The organism is Ruegeria sp. BJ3 (assembly GCF_056535665.1).
Genome location: NZ_JBQFIT010000001.1, coordinates 672,841 through 687,610, shown reverse-complemented (window position 1 = coordinate 687,610; position 14,770 = coordinate 672,841). Strand labels below are relative to the sequence as shown.

Here is a 14,770-nt window from a genome sequence, read left to right as displayed (position 1 = left end):
GAAAATGTCGCTTTCCGACCGAGGTCAGAGGTCGATCTCGACCACCCCGCCCGGCTCGGCCGCACGGCTCTGGCAGAGAATCAGCGCCGATTCCCGCTGCTTGCGCGACAGGACGAAATCGCGATGCTCGACCTCGCCCGCGATCAGCCCGCATTTGCACACGCCGCAGATGCCGTCGGCGCATTTCACGTCGACATGGATGCCGGCCTCGTTCAGCACCTGCGCCGCGTCCTTGTCGGCGGGCACCTCAAGGTCACGCCCCGAGCGCGCCAGCCGCAGGGTGAACGGGTGGTTTTCATAGTCGGGCTGCTCGGGCACCGAGAAATACTCCAGATGCCGGGCCTCCTCTGGCCAACCCTGACGTTCGGCAGCCTGCATCACCGCCTCCATGTATCGGTCCGGGCCGCAAGTATAGACATGCCAGCCGTCGCTATAACCCGCCAGGATTGTGTCCAGATCGGCGCGGGTGCCCTCGTCCGAGACATGCAGATGCACGCGGTCCGCCCAGGGAGCGGCGGCCAAATCGGCCAGATACCCGGCCTTTTCCCGTGAGGGGACGGAATAATGCAGGTCGAAATCGCGCCCCAGCGCGTGCAGGCGATGGGCGAAGGCGATCATCGGGGTGATGCCAATACCACCGCCCATCAGCAGGGTGCGGGTGGCGGTCTCGTCCAGTTCGAAATGGTTGATCGGCTTTGACACGAACACCTTGCGGCCCGGCGTGAAGATCCGGTGCAGCAGGGCCGAACCGCCGCGGCCCTGATCCTCGCGCAGTACCCCGATCTGATAGGTCATGCGTTCGGCTGGGTCACCGGACATCGAGTATTGCCGCAGGAATTCCGGCGCCACCAGCACATCCAGATGCGCGCCGGCCGTCCAATCCGGCAACGGTGCACCGTCCGGGGTGGAAAACTCGTACTTGGTGACATCCGCCGTCATCTTCTCGACCTTCGACAGCACCAGCTGCATCACCGGCGCATCGCCCGAGATCGTGTAGCGGTGGATGACCGACACATCGCCTGCGGCCAGACGGGCCTTGTATTCGTCGGCGGTTACCATGGCCTGATAGGCGGCGATCCCGGCCTCGCGGTCCATCGCAAAAGGATAGGGCCAGGGATGCGGCGCGAGCGGGGCGGGATAGACGGCCAGCGTCTGATCCTCGTATTTCAGATCCAGATCCTTTTGCAGATCGCGCCGGTTCAGCGGGTGCGCGGTGGGGCGATAGGCGCCGTCGGGCTGTAGCTCCAGATCCCACCACCACTTCTTGGTGTCGTTCAGCCCGCCATTGCCCAGCACATCGTCCAGTTTCGCCAACGCGGGTGCCGCGGCGGGAATGGTCATCGCGGCCCAGCGGAACGGGCGTTCGGCGAACAGCCCTTCCAGGTTCCACGGGCAGGTCTTCATGCAGCGCCCGCACATCGCCCCGCCGGGCGTGGTGATCCGGTAGGTGGCACATTTCTGGCTGTCGGATTTCCAGATCTCGTAGCCGTTGAACATCAGCTTGGGTCCGGCGGTGATCGCCCCCGAGGGGCATTCGCGGGCACATTTGTTGCAGCTTTCGCAGAACCGCTGCAGGCCGAAGTCGATGGGCTTGTCATGGGTGATGGGCATGTCGGTCGTCACGACCCCCGATTTCAGGCGCGGGCCAAGGAACGGGTTCAGGATCACCTCGCCGATGCGGCTGACCTCGCCCAGCCCCGACAGCAACAGCAGCGGCGGTTGCAGCACTTCGCCATCCATCACCGTATGCGCCTTGGCCTTGTAGCCCAGATTGCGGATCTGACGGGCCAATACCCCGCCCAGCAGCGAGAACCGCAGATAGGCGCGCATCGACTGGGCAACGCTGATCCAGTCGTCACCGGATGCGCCCTCCATCGTCTCATAACCCTGGTCGATGATCATGCTGACGGCCTGATCGTGGGGCGGCACGATCTCCTCGCCGGTGGCGTCGTGGGAATACCACGCCCATTCGGGGCAGCGGCTGAGGCCTACGGCATCGACGCCCAGGAAATAGCTGGCCGCCTTGATGTTCGCCGCGTTGCGCTCGGCATCGGTGGGTCTGGCGACCTCGGCGCTGTCGCCGTCCTGCAGCAAGACGAAGGCCCCCAGCGCGCGCCGTTGCGCAAAGCTGGGCGCGGATTTTCGGACGTAGTGCCCGCCCTTGGCCGCATCCTGCAGCGGCTTGCCCATATCGCCGAACTGCGCCCGCGCGAACATGTCGGCCCGTTTGGGCACGCGGGCCACGTTCGCCTCGTCGATATAGGTGGTCGGGCTGTCCACGCGTTTGAGCGTCTCGAACGGGTGCGCGCCATCGGCATAGCGGCGGCGGGCGTAAGGGTCGCGGTTCAGCGCGCTTTTGGCAAAGCCCGCGCCCAGCCACCACGCGGGGCCTTGGGTTCTGAACCACGGCTGCCGGTCGCGCGGGGCCAGCGGTCGATCATGGGCGATTTCCATCTCGGTGGTCACGGCGGCCAGGCCGAACCTACGCCCCAGCCACGGGGCCACGGCGGTGCCATCCTCGGCCCAGACCAACCCGGCTGCGGCGGCAAGGCGAGGCAGGTCCACGTCCGAGGACATCACCGAATGCGCCCGCGCGTCATACCCCAACAGACGGATGTAATTGGCGATCACCACCGCGTTTTCGGTGGCCAGCAGGCAGGCGCGGTGGTCCTGCGCATCCAGGATCCACTCAGCGCCCGGCTCGGACGGATCGGGGTCGCGGTGATGTTCGTACAGGAACACGATGGCATGACGGTGGGCGGTGATCGGCCCCGGTTGGGCTGCCACGCTGTCGCGCAGATCGGCCATGATCACGTCGATCCCCGAGGCCAGTGTCTTCGTCTGCCGGGTCTGCAGCGCATGGGCCAGCCGGTCGATATCGGGGTTTCGCCGGGGCCGGTCCAACAGCGCCTGCGGCGGCAGAGGCCCACAGCCCATCATCGAGGCATCGTTGAAATAGCCGAACGCCTTCAGGTGGTTGGCGCGTTCAGCCGGATCGCGGGGCATCTCGGCCCGGGCCGGATTGACGAAGCCATCGCGGATGGTGTCCAGCATTGCCTGAAACTCGCCCATCGCGTTGACGATGCTGTGGGGCTGCTCGGGGCGGTCGAAACTCAGCACCGGCATGGGCGCCAGCGCTGACAGGTCGGGCAGCGCATCCTGTCGCCGCAGCCGTTCCAGCGGATAAGGACCCATGTGAACGGGTCGGTTCTTGTCCGAGAAAAAGCGGATCCCCATCGCGTGCCTCCTGTTGCCAAGCTTCCCCTAGCGCGGCATGAACAGCAACACCATTCATGGCAGATCATAAACGGTATGAAGAAAATCGATTTCACTGATCTGGACGGCAAGGTCCTGCGCACCTTCCTGACGATTCTCGAGGAAAACTCGGTCTCGAAGGCCGCCGACCGCCTGGGCGTTACGCAATCGGCCATCAGCCACACGTTGGCCAAGTTGCGGCATGTGCTGGGCGATCCGCTGTTCGTGCGCTCCGGTCAAGGGCTTACCCCGACCGAGCGGGCGCTGGCGCTGAAGGAGCCGGTTCAGAAGGTGCTGGACGGGATGCGCGCCCTGACCGACGAGCGGCCCTTTGACCCGCTGTCCGAAGAGATCGCCGTCCAGATCGCCACCAACGACATGCCGCGCGAGCTGATCTTTCCGAAGTTGCTGCGCAGGGCGCGGGCCGATGGGGTGCGGCTGCAGCTGGGGTTCATGCCCTCGGGCGTGCCCGACCCGGAACTGCTGCGCAGCGACCGGTGCCAGTTGATGCTGACCCCGCTGCCGCCGGACGGCCCCGACATCTTTCAGAAGCTGCTGGTGAGCAGCCCCCTGATGGTGTTTTACGACGCCGAGCGGCGTGATCCGCCCGCCGACTGGGCCGCCTATTGCGCCGCCGACCATGTCGAGGTGCGGTTTCCCGATGGGCGCAACGCGCGGGCGGTGATGCGCGGCGTGGATCAGAGCCAGATCCGCCCGCCCACCGTGACCTTGCCGCATTTCAACGCGATCCCGGCCTTCGTGAAAGGCAGCGATCTGATCTCGACCGACACGGCGCTGATGAAACAAGGGCCTTTGGCGGCGCTAAACTGCGCGCCCTTGCCCTTCGATTGTCAGCCGGTTTCGATCTACATGGTCTGGCACCAGCGGTTCGCCAACGATCCCGCCCATCGCTGGCTGCGCCGGCGGATCGCGGCGATCGCCGCCACGCTTCAGGCCTGAGCCCGCAACCAGTCGCGCATCAGCGCCACCAGATCCGGCTGCCGCGGCTTGCGCGGGATGACGATATGGAACCCCAGATCGTCCAGCAGCACCTGCGCCAGCGGTTGCACCAGCCGCCCCGCCATCAGCTCGGCCGCGACCAGTGGCGCATTTGCCAATGCAAAGCCCTGCCCGGCCACGGCGGCGTCGATGGCCAGGCTGGTCTGGCTGAAATTCATCATTCTCGGGCGCCCCTGCACGCCGGCGCGTTCCAGAAACAGGGGCCAAAGGCCATGAGAATCGCTCAGCAGTACATGCGCCAGCAGGTCTTGCGCCGATGTCACCTGCGCGGCCAGGTCGGGGCTGCCAACCACGACGAATTCGGTGGGGAACAGCGGCTCGGCCACCAGGCCGTCGCCAAACCGCGCGCGGCCCTGCCGCACCGCGATATCCACCCCGTCCGTCTGGAAATCAGCCAGCCGCTCGCGCGCATCGACCTGCACCGAGACATCCGGGTGGCGCGCGGTGAAATCGCCCAGCCGCGGCACCAGCCATTTCGAGGCAAAGCTGGGCGTGACCGATAAGGTGATCTGGCGCTGGCCGGACAGGTCTTCGACCGCCTCTTCAATCAGGCGAAAAGCGCGACGCAGAGGCGCGTGGAATCGCCGTCCGGCCTCGGTCAGCCGCAGGCCGCGCGGCAGGCGGTCGAACAACGGGGTTCCCAGCCGCGCCTCGAGGCCCCGAACCTGCTGGGCAACCGCCCCTTGGGTGACACCCAGTTCCTGCGCCGCCAGCCTGAAGTTCAGGTGACGGGCTGACGCCTCGAAGGCGCGCAGAGCGTTCAGCGGAGGAAGGGCAGCCATGGCATCCATACTATAGATTTTCTACACCCTTAAGGCAGAAGAACTGATTGGTCAAACGGCCTGCCACGCTTCATCTTGGCGGCAGATTGAAACGGAGAACAAAGATGACGGAAAAAGTGGCTCTGATCACCGCCGGCGGCAGCGGCATGGGCGCGGATGCGGCGCGGCGGCTGGCGGCGGACGGGTTCAAGGTGGGCATCCTGTCCTCGTCCGGCAAGGGCGAGGCGCTGGCAGCCGAGCTGGGCGGCGTAGGCGTGACCGGCTCGAACCAGTCGAATGACGACCTGCAGAGGCTGGTGGATGCGGCGATGGCCCATTGGGGGCGGATCGACGTGCTGGTGAACTCGGCCGGGCATGGCCCGCGCGCGCCGGTGCTGGAGCTGACCGACGAAGACTGGCATCAGGGGATGGACGTCTATTTCCTGAACGCGGTGCGCCCCACAAGGCTAGTGACGCCGATCATGCAGGCGCAGGGCGGCGGGGCGATCATCAACATCTCGACCTTCGCGGCGTTTGAGCCGGACCCGGTATTTCCGACCTCGGGCGTGTTCCGGGCCGGGCTGGCGGCGTTCACCAAGCTGTTCGCCGACAAATATGCCGCCGAGAATATCCGCATGAACAACGTCCTGCCCGGCTTCATCGACAGCCTGCCTGAGAAAGAAGAGTTCAAGGCCAAGATCCCCATGGGCCGCTATGGGCGCAGCTATGACGAGATCGCCTCAGTCATATCGCTGCTGGCCTCCGAGGGCGGCGGTTACATCACCGGGCAGAACATCCGGGTGGATGGCGGGATCACCCGCTCGGTCTGACCGGTCAGACCCTTGCCTTGACCAGATGCGTCAGCGCCGCGCCGGTTTCAAAGAAGGCGCGGCGCAAGCCTGTCCAGCTTTCGTGATGGGCGGTCACCGGTTGCAATGGCAGGCGGGCGGGGTCGCCCGTCAGCAGGCTGTCGGCCATCATGCGGCCGAAGACAGTGCCCGGCCCGATGCCGCGCCCGGAATAGCCATGCGTCGACAAGGCGTTCGGCCCGATCTGAACCAGTTTCGGGATGTGGTCCGAGGTCATGGCAATGCGCCCGTGCCAGCCGTCTTTCAGCGGCCGTTCGGCCAGCGGGGGAAAGATCTGCGCCAGTTTCCGCGTGATCCAGCCGCGATGGGCAAAGCTGCCGACGTGTCCCAGATCACCCATCGCCCCGATCACCAGCCGCCCGGCCTGATCCATGCGGAACGAGGTCATGATCAGCCCGGTATCCCAGCAGCCCTCGCCCCCCGGCAGCAGGGTGGCGCGGATGACCTCGGGCAGTGGGTCGGTGGCGTATTGGAAGTAGTAGACCGGCACATAATCCTGACGGGTGTCGGGCAGTCCTGCATGATAGGCGTTGGTGGCTTGGATCAGCGCCTTGGCCCGCACCAAGCCTTGCGGCGTCTCCAGATGCCATAGCTCGCCATCGTGGCGCAGGGTCTGCACCGGGCTGTTGGCGTGGATCGCCGCCCCGGCCTGCCGCGCTGCGCGGGCGAGGCCTTGCACATAGGCCAGCGGCTGGATCGTCCCGGCGCGCGGGTCGAAAATAGCGCCGTGAAAGGCCTCGCTCCCAGTGCGGCGGGCGGCTTCCTGCGCGGACAGCAGCTCGACCGGCGCGCCGTCGGATGACAGTTGTTGGTGGCGGGCCTGCAGGTCGCGCAGACCTTTTGGCGAATGGGCTAGGTGCAGGGTTCCGGCCTGCACCGGCTCGCAGTCGATGGCGTGGTCACGGATCAGGCGGAACACCTCGGCCGGGGCCTGCGCCAGCAGGGCGATCAACCGATCGCCCGCCTCGCGGCCCAGATGGGCGCGGATCTCGGCCGGGGGCAGCCACAGCCCGGCATTGGCCAGCCCGACATTGCGGCCCGACCCGCCATGGCCGATCTGGTGCGCCTCGAGCAGACAGACCGAGGCCCCCGCCTGCGCCGCGTGCAGTGCCGCCGAGCAACCCGTGTAGCCGCCGCCGATCACCGCAAGGTCCACCGTGACGGACCCGGTCAGGGGCGGGGCGTCCACCCGCTCGCGGCTGGTTCTGGTCCACAGGCTGATTTCCGGGTCGGTGGTCATGGGCGGGATGTCCTTGAATGCGAGCGCAGATTTCCCGAGGGCTCAGCCGATGGCAAGAGGTCTTTGATCCTCGCGCCCCAGCGCGATCAGGAACGGGTTCTGGGCTTGCAGGGCCTGAAAGCTCTCCTTGTCGGACATGCCGCGCCAGTTGGCCAGCACCAGCGACTGCGCCACCGCGCCGCCCAGCGTGGCACCGGGGCCGGTCACGATGAACAGGTCGGGCGCGAATTCGCGGGCGGCGGTCTGCACCGCGCGGGTAAAGTCGTAAGGCTCGGTCACCTGATGGCCCAACGTGTAATCCCACAGCGCGCCCGTGTCGGTGGCGCCGGGCCACCAGATCTTGCCGCGCCCGTCGATCATCGGCAGGTCCGGCTGAGTGAACAGCGTGGCGGGCAATTGGCGGCGGCTTTCCTGCGCCACGGGGGCCTGCAGGCTCGTGTGAAAGGCGGCGTGGTTGGCCAGCCGCATCGGGAACCGCTCCGGCACCACGGGCTGGGCAGCCTCGAACGCCTTGAGCCCGGCCTCGTTGCCCGCCAGCACCAGCATCCCGCCCAGATCGATCGACAGGGCGAGGTCATGCTCCGGCAGGGCATTGATGCGCGCAACTTCGGCCAAAAGTTCGGCCTTGCGGGTCGGGTCGTCGCGCCAGTCGTCGCCGGTGAAGGGATAGACCAGCTGCCCGCCGATCAGGTGGGTCTGCATCAGCGTGCCCATGATGTTTACCACCCGGAACCCGTTTTCGGGCGACAGCGCCCCCGCGGCGGCCAGCGCGATATACCAGCCCATCGAGTTGCCGGTGACGGCCACCACCTCGATATCCTCGGCCAGAGCCTGCGCATCGGCCAGTGCGGCGGCATAAATCAGGGGCGAGGCCACGTCGCCGCGCGAATACTTGCTGACCGAGAAGCGCGACGCGCCGTCCAGCGCGGTCACCGCCTCTTGGCCCGTCTCTGCGCGGATGGCGTCGAATTCGCGGAACAGCTCCATCCGGCCCGCGTGGTGGCGGTGCAGATAGCCCAGCTCGGGCTTGTTGTAGGTGCCCCGGCCGGGGCAGATCACGACAGCGGTGCGGGTCATTTCTTGGCTCCGGTCAGGGTCAGGGCGGTGGCCACGATCCCCTCGCGCGAGGGCAGCGGCGCGGCATAGGCGGGGCCGGTGGCGATATAGCAATCCTCGGCCACCACGCGGGCGGTGGGCAGGTCGGTTTGCTCGGCAAAGAGCGTCATCAGCGCCTCGGACTGGCTTCCGGTGCGGCGGCATTCATCGACGATCAGGACGTGCTTGCAGCCCCTGGTGGCCTCCAACAGGGCCTGTTCCGGCAGCGGCGCCAGCCAGCGCATGTCAATGATGCGGGTGTTGAGCCCGGCACCCTGCAGCTCGGGCAGGGCCTGTTTCGACAGGTATTGGCCGTTGCCGTAGGTCACGATGGCCAGATCGGTGCCGTCTCCATGCACGCCCACCTCGCCCAGCGCGATGCGTTCGCCGGGCGCGGGATAGCGGGTCATCCAGGCGCCGTCCTGCGCCTGATGCAGGTCGCGCATCGGGTAAAGCGCGATGGGTTCGAGGAACACCACCACGCGCTGCTCTTCACGCGCCAGCCGCACGCATTCGCGCAGCATCCGGGCCGCATCTTCCCCGGTCGAGGGGCAGGCGATGATGACGCCCGGAATGTCGCGCAGCACGGCCAGCGAGTTGTCATTGTGGAAATGCCCGCCAAAGCCCTTCTGGTATCCCAGCCCGGCGATCCGCACGACCATCGGGTTGGTGAACTGCCCGTTCGAGAAGAAGGGCAGCGTGGCGGCCTCGCCCCGGATCTGGTCCTCGGCATTGTGCAGATAGGCGAGGAACTGGATCTCGGGGATCGGGACGAAGCCGTTGTGGGCCATGCCGATGGCAAGGCCGAGGATGGACTGTTCGTCCAGCAGCGTGTCGATCACCCGGTCGGGGCCGAAGCGCTGTTGCAGCTTCTGGGTCACGCCATAGACGCCACCCTTGCGGCCCACATCCTCGCCCATGCAGACGATCTCGCCATGTTCCAGCATCAGGTCGGTCAGGGCCCAGTTGATCAGGCGGGCCATCGGCTGCGGGTCGTCCATCGCGCGCAGGTCGCTGCCGAAAGCTGCGGCGCGGGCCTCGGCGCTGGGGCCGTTGGTGGGCTTGCAGGGGCGCTTGGGCGGGATCAGGCTGGCCGCGACCTCGGCGGCGGTGGTCAGATGCGGACGGGTGGCGGCCTGCGCCGCGATGCGGTCGGTGCGGGCGCAGGTCTGTTCATAGATCTTCATCGCCTGACCGGGCGATAGCGCCCCGGCCTGATCCAGCAGGCGCACCGAATGCAGCAGCGGATCATTGGCCTCGTCGGCCTCGACCTCGGCGCGGCTGAGATAGGTGGTCGGCACATCCGCCCCGGCATGACCATACAGGCGCACGGTTTTCAGGTGCAGGAAGGCCGGTTTGCGCCGGGTGCGGACATAGTCGGCCGCCTGCTGCGCCACCGCGAAGGTCTCGAAGATGTCCAGCCCGTTGGCCTGAAAATACCTGATGCCCGGTCGATGCTCCATCGAGGCCTGAATCCAGCCCTTGGGCGTCTTGACCGAGATGCCGATGCCGTTGTCCTCGCACACGAACAAGAGCGGCAGCGGGATCGACTGCACGCTGGTCCAGCCTGCGGTGTTGATCGCCCCCTGCGCGGTGGAGTGGTTGGCCGAAGCGTCGCCAAAGGAACACATGGCAATGCCATCCTCGGGCAGTTGCCGGTGCTCGGGGTCGTGCCGCCGCGCCGCGCCCAGGCTGTAGGCCGCGCCCACCGCCTTGGGCAGGTGGCTGGCGATGGTCGAGGTCTGCGGCGGGATCATCAGCGCCTTGGACCCCAGCACCTTGTGCCGCCCGCCCGAGGTCGGGTCCTCTTTGGAACACGCGAAACTCAGCAGCATGTCCCAGGCGATCTGCTGACCGGGCACCTGCTCGGCGCGTGCGATCTGAAAGGCGGCGTCGCGATAGTGCAGAAAGGCGATGTCGGTCGGCCGCAGGGCATGGGCCACGGCGGCCATCCCCTCGTGCCCCGAGGATCCGATGGTGTAGAACCCCTGCCCCGCCTTCTGCATCGCCCGGCTGGTGCGATCCAGCGCGCGGCTGAGCACCTGCGAGCGGAACAGCGACACCGCCTCGGGCGCAGTCAGGCCCGGGCGCGGCGGCGCGCCTTTGGGCAGGTCGCGATTGGCGACGCGGGTCAGGAAGTTTTCGTGAACGATCTGGGCGCGATCCATCTGGGTTCCCCGGTCAGGTCAGAGTTTGGCCGTAGCGTCGGTAATCCGGCGCAGGCCTTGGGTCAGGCTATCGGTGTCATAGGCAAAGGAAAGCCGAAAATGCCCCGGCATGCCAAAGGCCCGCCCCGGCACCACCGCGACGCCCGCATGATCCAGCAGGTGGCGGCAGAACTCGGGGTCCGAGGGCATCGCAGCAGGCGTCCGCGGGAAGACGTAAAAGGCCCCGTCGGGCGCCGCGCAGTCCAATCCGGCGGCATTCAGGCTTGCCACCACCAGATCGCGGCGCGCGCGCATGGCCTCGCGGCGTTCGGTCAGCAGGTCCTGCGGGCCGGTCAGCGCGGCCAGCGCCGCCGCCTGCGCGATGGAGCAGGCGCCTGAGGTGATCTGCCCCTGCACCGCCACCATCGCCTTGATCAGCGGCGCGGGGCCGATCCCCCAGCCGATGCGCCAGCCGGTCATCGAATAGGCCTTGGACACGCCGTTCACCGTCAGCGTGCGGTCTGCCAGCGCCGGAACCGCCTGAACGAAGGGTGTGAAAGGCACATAGGCAAGGTGCTGATAGATCTCGTCCGAGATCACCCAGACCTGCGGGTGCTGCTCCAGCACGTCGCCCAACGCTCGCAATTCGCTTTCGGTGTAAACCGCCCCGGTCGGGTTCGAGGGCGTGTTCAGCAGCAGCCAGCGGGTGCGCGGGCTGATCGCGGCATCGAGCTGTTCGGGGGTCAGCTTGAAACCCTGTTCACGCGGGCAGTCCAGCACCACCGGAGTGCCGCCCGCCAGCTTCACCATGTCGGCATAGCTGGTCCAGAAGGGCGCGGTGGTGATGACCTCATCGCCCGGATCGAGCGTCGCGAGGAACGCGCCGGCCAGCACCTGCTTAGCCCCGGTCGAGACGATGACCTGCGCAGACTCGACCCCGGCCTGTTCCGCGATGGCGGCACGCAGGGCCGGGGTTCCGGCGGTGGCGGGATATCGGGTCTGACCGTCCAGCGCCGCCTTGTGCGCGGCCTCGACCACATGCGGCGGGGTCGGAAAGTCGGGCTCGCCGGTGCTGAGCGCGATCACGTCCACGCCCTGCGCCCGCAGCTGCGCGGCCCGTTCCGAGATCTGGACGATCTCGGACAATTCGATCCCGTCGAGACGGCCCGCCCTCCGAAATCCGCTCAAACTGTTCTGAATGGTCATAATCGCCCCGCTGCACTTTTCTACGGCTGCGCCTTTTTGCTATTGGATTGGAGGATCCACCAGTGATATTCCCTCCACAAGCCATGAGGGAAAATCATATGCTGGCGCCGCGTCGATTTCTGCCGTCTATTTCTTCCCTGTTGGCGCTCGAAGCCGTCGACCGCCTAGGCAGCGCTTCAGCAGCAGCCGATGAACTCTCGCTGACCCAAAGCGCGGTCAGTCGCCAGTTGAAGGCCGTCGAAGAACAGCTGGGCGTCGCGCTGATCCAGCGCGACCAAATGCGCCTGCAACTCACACCCGCTGGCAAGGAATACGTGGAAACCGCCCGAACAGCGCTGCAGCAACTGGCGCAGGCCTCACTGAAGCTGAAGGCCAACCCCTCTGGCGGTTCTTTGCAACTGTCGATTCTGCCCGCGTTCGGCATGCACTGGCTGGCACCGCGCCTGCAGGATTTCGCGCAGCGCCACCCCGAAGTGACGATGAACCTGAGCACACGGCTCAAGCCTTTCGACTTCGGCACCGAACCTTTCGACGCGGCTATCCATTTCGGCCAGCGAGACTGGACCGGGGTGAACTATCTGCCGATCATGTGCGAAGAGGTTCTGCCGGTCTGCGCGCCAGCGCTGCTGCCAGCCGAAACCCCAAAGGTTGAATGGCTGGTCGACGCACCACTGCTGCATCTGGATACCCGGCCCGATGCGTGGGAACGCTGGTTCGCCGCGCAAGGCACCCCTGTCGAGGGCGTCCGAGGCATGCTGTTCGACCAGTTTTCGACCATTATCCAGGCCACGATCCATGGGCTGGGCGTTGCACTGCTGCCCAGCCATCTCATCTCAGCCGAGCTCGAGGCCGGCCGGTTGGTTCCGGCCTGCGCAGCTCCGCCGGTCAGTCTGGGCGACTACTATCTTGTATGGCCGCAAAATCGCACGGAACCGGCCCCGCTTGTCTCGTTCCGCGCTTGGCTGCAGGGGCAGCTGACTTAGCCGATCCGGCACCGCCGCGGCCGAGCATCGCTCGGGCGCGGCCGGGCCCAACCGGAGAAGGCGGCCCGCAAGTGCCGTTGACGACGGGCGGGAGCCCCGGTCAGACGTCGATCGAGCGGGCGATGAGTTCCTTCATTACCTCGTTGGTGCCGCCATAGATCATCTGCACCCGCGCATCCGCGTAAAGCCGCGCGATCGGGTATTCCATCATGAAGCCATAGCCGCCGAACAGCTGCAGGCATTCATGCATGATCTCGTTCTGCACCTCGGACCCCCAGTATTTCACCATCGAGGCGGTGGCCGCATCCAGCTGACCGGCCTCCAGCTTGCCGATGCAGTCATTGACGAAGCTGCGCAGCACCTCGGCCTTGGTCTTGCATTCCGCCAGCTTGAAGCGGGTGTTCTGGAAGTCCATCACTCGTTGGCCGAACGCCTTGCGCTCTTGGGTGTATTTCACCGTTTCAGCGATGGCGAAGTCGATCGCGCCCAGCGCCATGATGCCGATGGTCAGACGTTCCCACGGCAGTTGCTTCATCAGCTGATAGAAGCCCTGCCCCTCCTCGGAGCCTAGCAGGTTGGTCATCGGCACCTTGACGTCCTCGAAGAACAGCTCGGCCGTGTCATTGGCCTTCATGCCCAACTTCTTGAGGTTGCGCCCCCGGCGGAAGCCCTCGGCCCCCTCGGTCTCGACCGCGATCAGCGACACGCCCTTGGAACCCAGCGACTTGTCGGTCTTGGCGGCCACGATGATCAGGTCGGCGGTCTGGCCGTTGGTGATGAAGATCTTGGACCCGTTCATCCGGTACGAGTTGCCATCCTTCTCGGCGGTGGTGCGGATCGCCTGAACGTCCGAGCCTGTGCCCGGTTCGGTCATGGCCAGCGCGCCGACCATCTCGCCCGAGGCCAGCTTGGGCAGCCATTTCTTCTTTTGGTCCTCGCTGCCATAGGCGGTGATGTAATGGATTACGATCGACTGGATGCCATAGCCCCAGCCCGCATCCCCCCGCGAGGTCTGCTCATAGATCGTGACCGCATCAAAACCCATACCGCCGCCGACACCGCCGAATTCCTCGGGGATGGCCCCGGCCATCAGCCCGGTTTCCCCGGCTTTCCGCCAGAAGTCGCGATCGACCACGCCCTGCTCGGCCCACGCTTCGATGTTGGGCACCAGCTCATCATCCATGAACCGTCCGGCCATTTCGGCAAACATGCGGTGTTCGTCAGTGACCCAGGAAGCGGTCGAGGTAAAAAGCGACATGATTGGCTCTCCGGAATTCTGTTGGCGGAAAGGGTAGCTTTCGCCGCCGATTCCGCCAATCCGGGTGACGCCGCGTCGGTTTGCGCTGCTACGCAACGTCCTTTGGCGTCAATGCCCTACGCAATGCCGGGCACCGGGCGGCGGCGGCGTTTCGGGGGCGCCGGCGAAACACTGGGCGATGGCCAACCACTCCTGCGCGACCGGCCCCTGCACCGACAGGCCGGTGTCCGCCACGTTTCGGGTCTGGGTCACCACGCGGGCAAAATCGACGGCCAGTCCTTCGATCAGGTCGGCACCGGGCGCGCCGAATTCCCACAGCTCCCCCGAGGGCGCGGTCAGGCGCAGATGAGGTGCCACCGGTGGCACCGGGCGGCCATGTACCGTGAAGGTCCAGCCAAAGGTGTTCACCCCCAGCACGACGATGTTGCGGATCCGGGCGGTCTCGGGCCGGGTCAAGCCAAGGGTGTCGAACACCTCCTGACCATGCGCCCAGGTCTCCATCTGCCGGGCGGTCATCGAGGACCGCACCGACATATCCGGCCCCACCCATTTGACCCGCGCCTTGGGGTCCAGGCCCAACCAGTCGCGGCCCATTCGGCTGCATAGATCAGACCATGCGGCGCGCAGTTCATGTCCACGCTCGGTGATTGCAACGTTTTCCGTCGCACGGAACCCGTCGGCCTGAATACGCGGCATCACCTGCTGCACCCTTGCGTCGAACCCATCCGGGTCACGCTGCGACAGATCGGCCATCTGGTTCCAGAAATGCAGGTGCACCAACACATCGTCGATCGTCCAGTCTTTGAACTGGGTCACGATTTGCCAATCCGCGGCACCCAGCCCCTTCAGAGCGTCATCAAGAACCTGACATTCTTCCAGAAAATCCGAAGCCTGCTGCATACGCCCCCCCTTTTGCCTGCTTCAGGGACTAAAGCG

11 protein-coding genes are annotated in these 14,770 nt (G+C 66.2%); 3 read left to right on the top strand and 8 right to left on the bottom strand.

Annotated elements, in window-relative coordinates; translation table 11 throughout:
- Positions 1 to 24: 24 nt before the first annotated feature.
- The gene (locus ACR3EL_RS03490; RefSeq protein WP_170337444.1) at positions 25 to 3,237 is read right to left on the bottom strand and encodes a reductive dehalogenase; all 3,213 of its coding nucleotides are present in this window, start codon (positions 3,235 to 3,237) and stop codon (positions 25 to 27) included.
- 75 nt (positions 3,238 to 3,312) lie between these two features.
- On the opposite strand from ACR3EL_RS03490, the gene ACR3EL_RS03485 reads away from it, so the two are divergent.
- A complete protein-coding gene (locus ACR3EL_RS03485; RefSeq protein WP_170337443.1) occupies positions 3,313 to 4,215 on the top strand; it encodes a LysR family transcriptional regulator in 903 nt (300 codons plus the stop codon).
- Here the strand turns inward: ACR3EL_RS03485 and ACR3EL_RS03480 are convergent.
- Positions 4,206 to 5,057 (bottom strand): LysR substrate-binding domain-containing protein, encoded by an 852-nt coding sequence (locus ACR3EL_RS03480; protein ID WP_170337442.1) that lies wholly within the window; start codon positions 5,055 to 5,057, stop codon positions 4,206 to 4,208. The genes ACR3EL_RS03485 and ACR3EL_RS03480 overlap by 10 nt on opposite strands.
- Positions 5,058 to 5,161: 104 nt before the next feature.
- Between ACR3EL_RS03480 and ACR3EL_RS03475 the strand changes: the two genes are divergently transcribed.
- Complete coding sequence (locus tag ACR3EL_RS03475) at positions 5,162 to 5,866, top strand: SDR family oxidoreductase (protein ID WP_170337441.1); 705 nt, start codon at positions 5,162 to 5,164, stop codon at positions 5,864 to 5,866.
- A 4-nt stretch (positions 5,867 to 5,870) separates the two neighbouring features.
- Here the strand turns inward: ACR3EL_RS03475 and ACR3EL_RS03470 are convergent, their stop codons facing one another.
- From ACR3EL_RS03470 to ACR3EL_RS03455, 4 genes are read right to left on the bottom strand one after another with little or no spacing between them, the layout of a single operon-like run.
- The gene (locus ACR3EL_RS03470; RefSeq protein WP_170337440.1) at positions 5,871 to 7,145 is read right to left on the bottom strand and encodes an NAD(P)/FAD-dependent oxidoreductase; all 1,275 of its coding nucleotides are present in this window, start codon (positions 7,143 to 7,145) and stop codon (positions 5,871 to 5,873) included.
- Positions 7,146 to 7,187: 42 nt separating this feature from the next.
- Positions 7,188 to 8,222 carry an ACP S-malonyltransferase gene (locus ACR3EL_RS03465; RefSeq protein ID WP_480720426.1) on the bottom strand — a complete coding sequence of 345 codons (1,035 nt, stop codon included), beginning with the start codon at positions 8,220 to 8,222 and terminating at the stop codon, positions 7,188 to 7,190.
- Positions 8,219 to 10,408 carry a dehydrogenase E1 component subunit alpha/beta gene (locus ACR3EL_RS03460; protein WP_170337438.1) on the bottom strand — a complete coding sequence of 730 codons (2,190 nt, stop codon included), beginning with the start codon at positions 10,406 to 10,408 and terminating at the stop codon, positions 8,219 to 8,221. The genes ACR3EL_RS03465 and ACR3EL_RS03460 overlap by 4 nt, the downstream gene beginning before the upstream one ends.
- 18 nt (positions 10,409 to 10,426) lie before the next feature.
- Positions 10,427 to 11,593 (bottom strand): pyridoxal phosphate-dependent aminotransferase, encoded by a 1,167-nt coding sequence (locus ACR3EL_RS03455; RefSeq protein WP_170368893.1) that lies wholly within the window; start codon positions 11,591 to 11,593, stop codon positions 10,427 to 10,429.
- A gap of 98 nt (positions 11,594 to 11,691) precedes the next feature.
- Between ACR3EL_RS03455 and ACR3EL_RS03450 the strand changes: the two genes are divergently transcribed.
- The gene (locus ACR3EL_RS03450) at positions 11,692 to 12,576 is read left to right on the top strand and encodes a LysR substrate-binding domain-containing protein (protein ID WP_170337436.1); all 885 of its coding nucleotides are present in this window, start codon (positions 11,692 to 11,694) and stop codon (positions 12,574 to 12,576) included.
- A gap of 100 nt (positions 12,577 to 12,676) precedes the next feature.
- Here the strand turns inward: ACR3EL_RS03450 and ACR3EL_RS03445 are convergent, their stop codons facing one another.
- Together ACR3EL_RS03445 and ACR3EL_RS03440 are read right to left on the bottom strand one after the other, a co-directional pair.
- Positions 12,677 to 13,834 (bottom strand): acyl-CoA dehydrogenase family protein, encoded by a 1,158-nt coding sequence (locus ACR3EL_RS03445; protein WP_170337435.1) that lies wholly within the window; start codon positions 13,832 to 13,834, stop codon positions 12,677 to 12,679.
- Between the two features lie 108 nt (positions 13,835 to 13,942).
- On the bottom strand, positions 13,943 to 14,734 hold the full coding sequence (locus ACR3EL_RS03440) for a TIGR03084 family metal-binding protein (protein WP_170337434.1): 792 nt from the start codon (positions 14,732 to 14,734) through the stop codon (positions 13,943 to 13,945).
- Between the last annotated feature and the right edge of the window lie 36 nt (positions 14,735 to 14,770).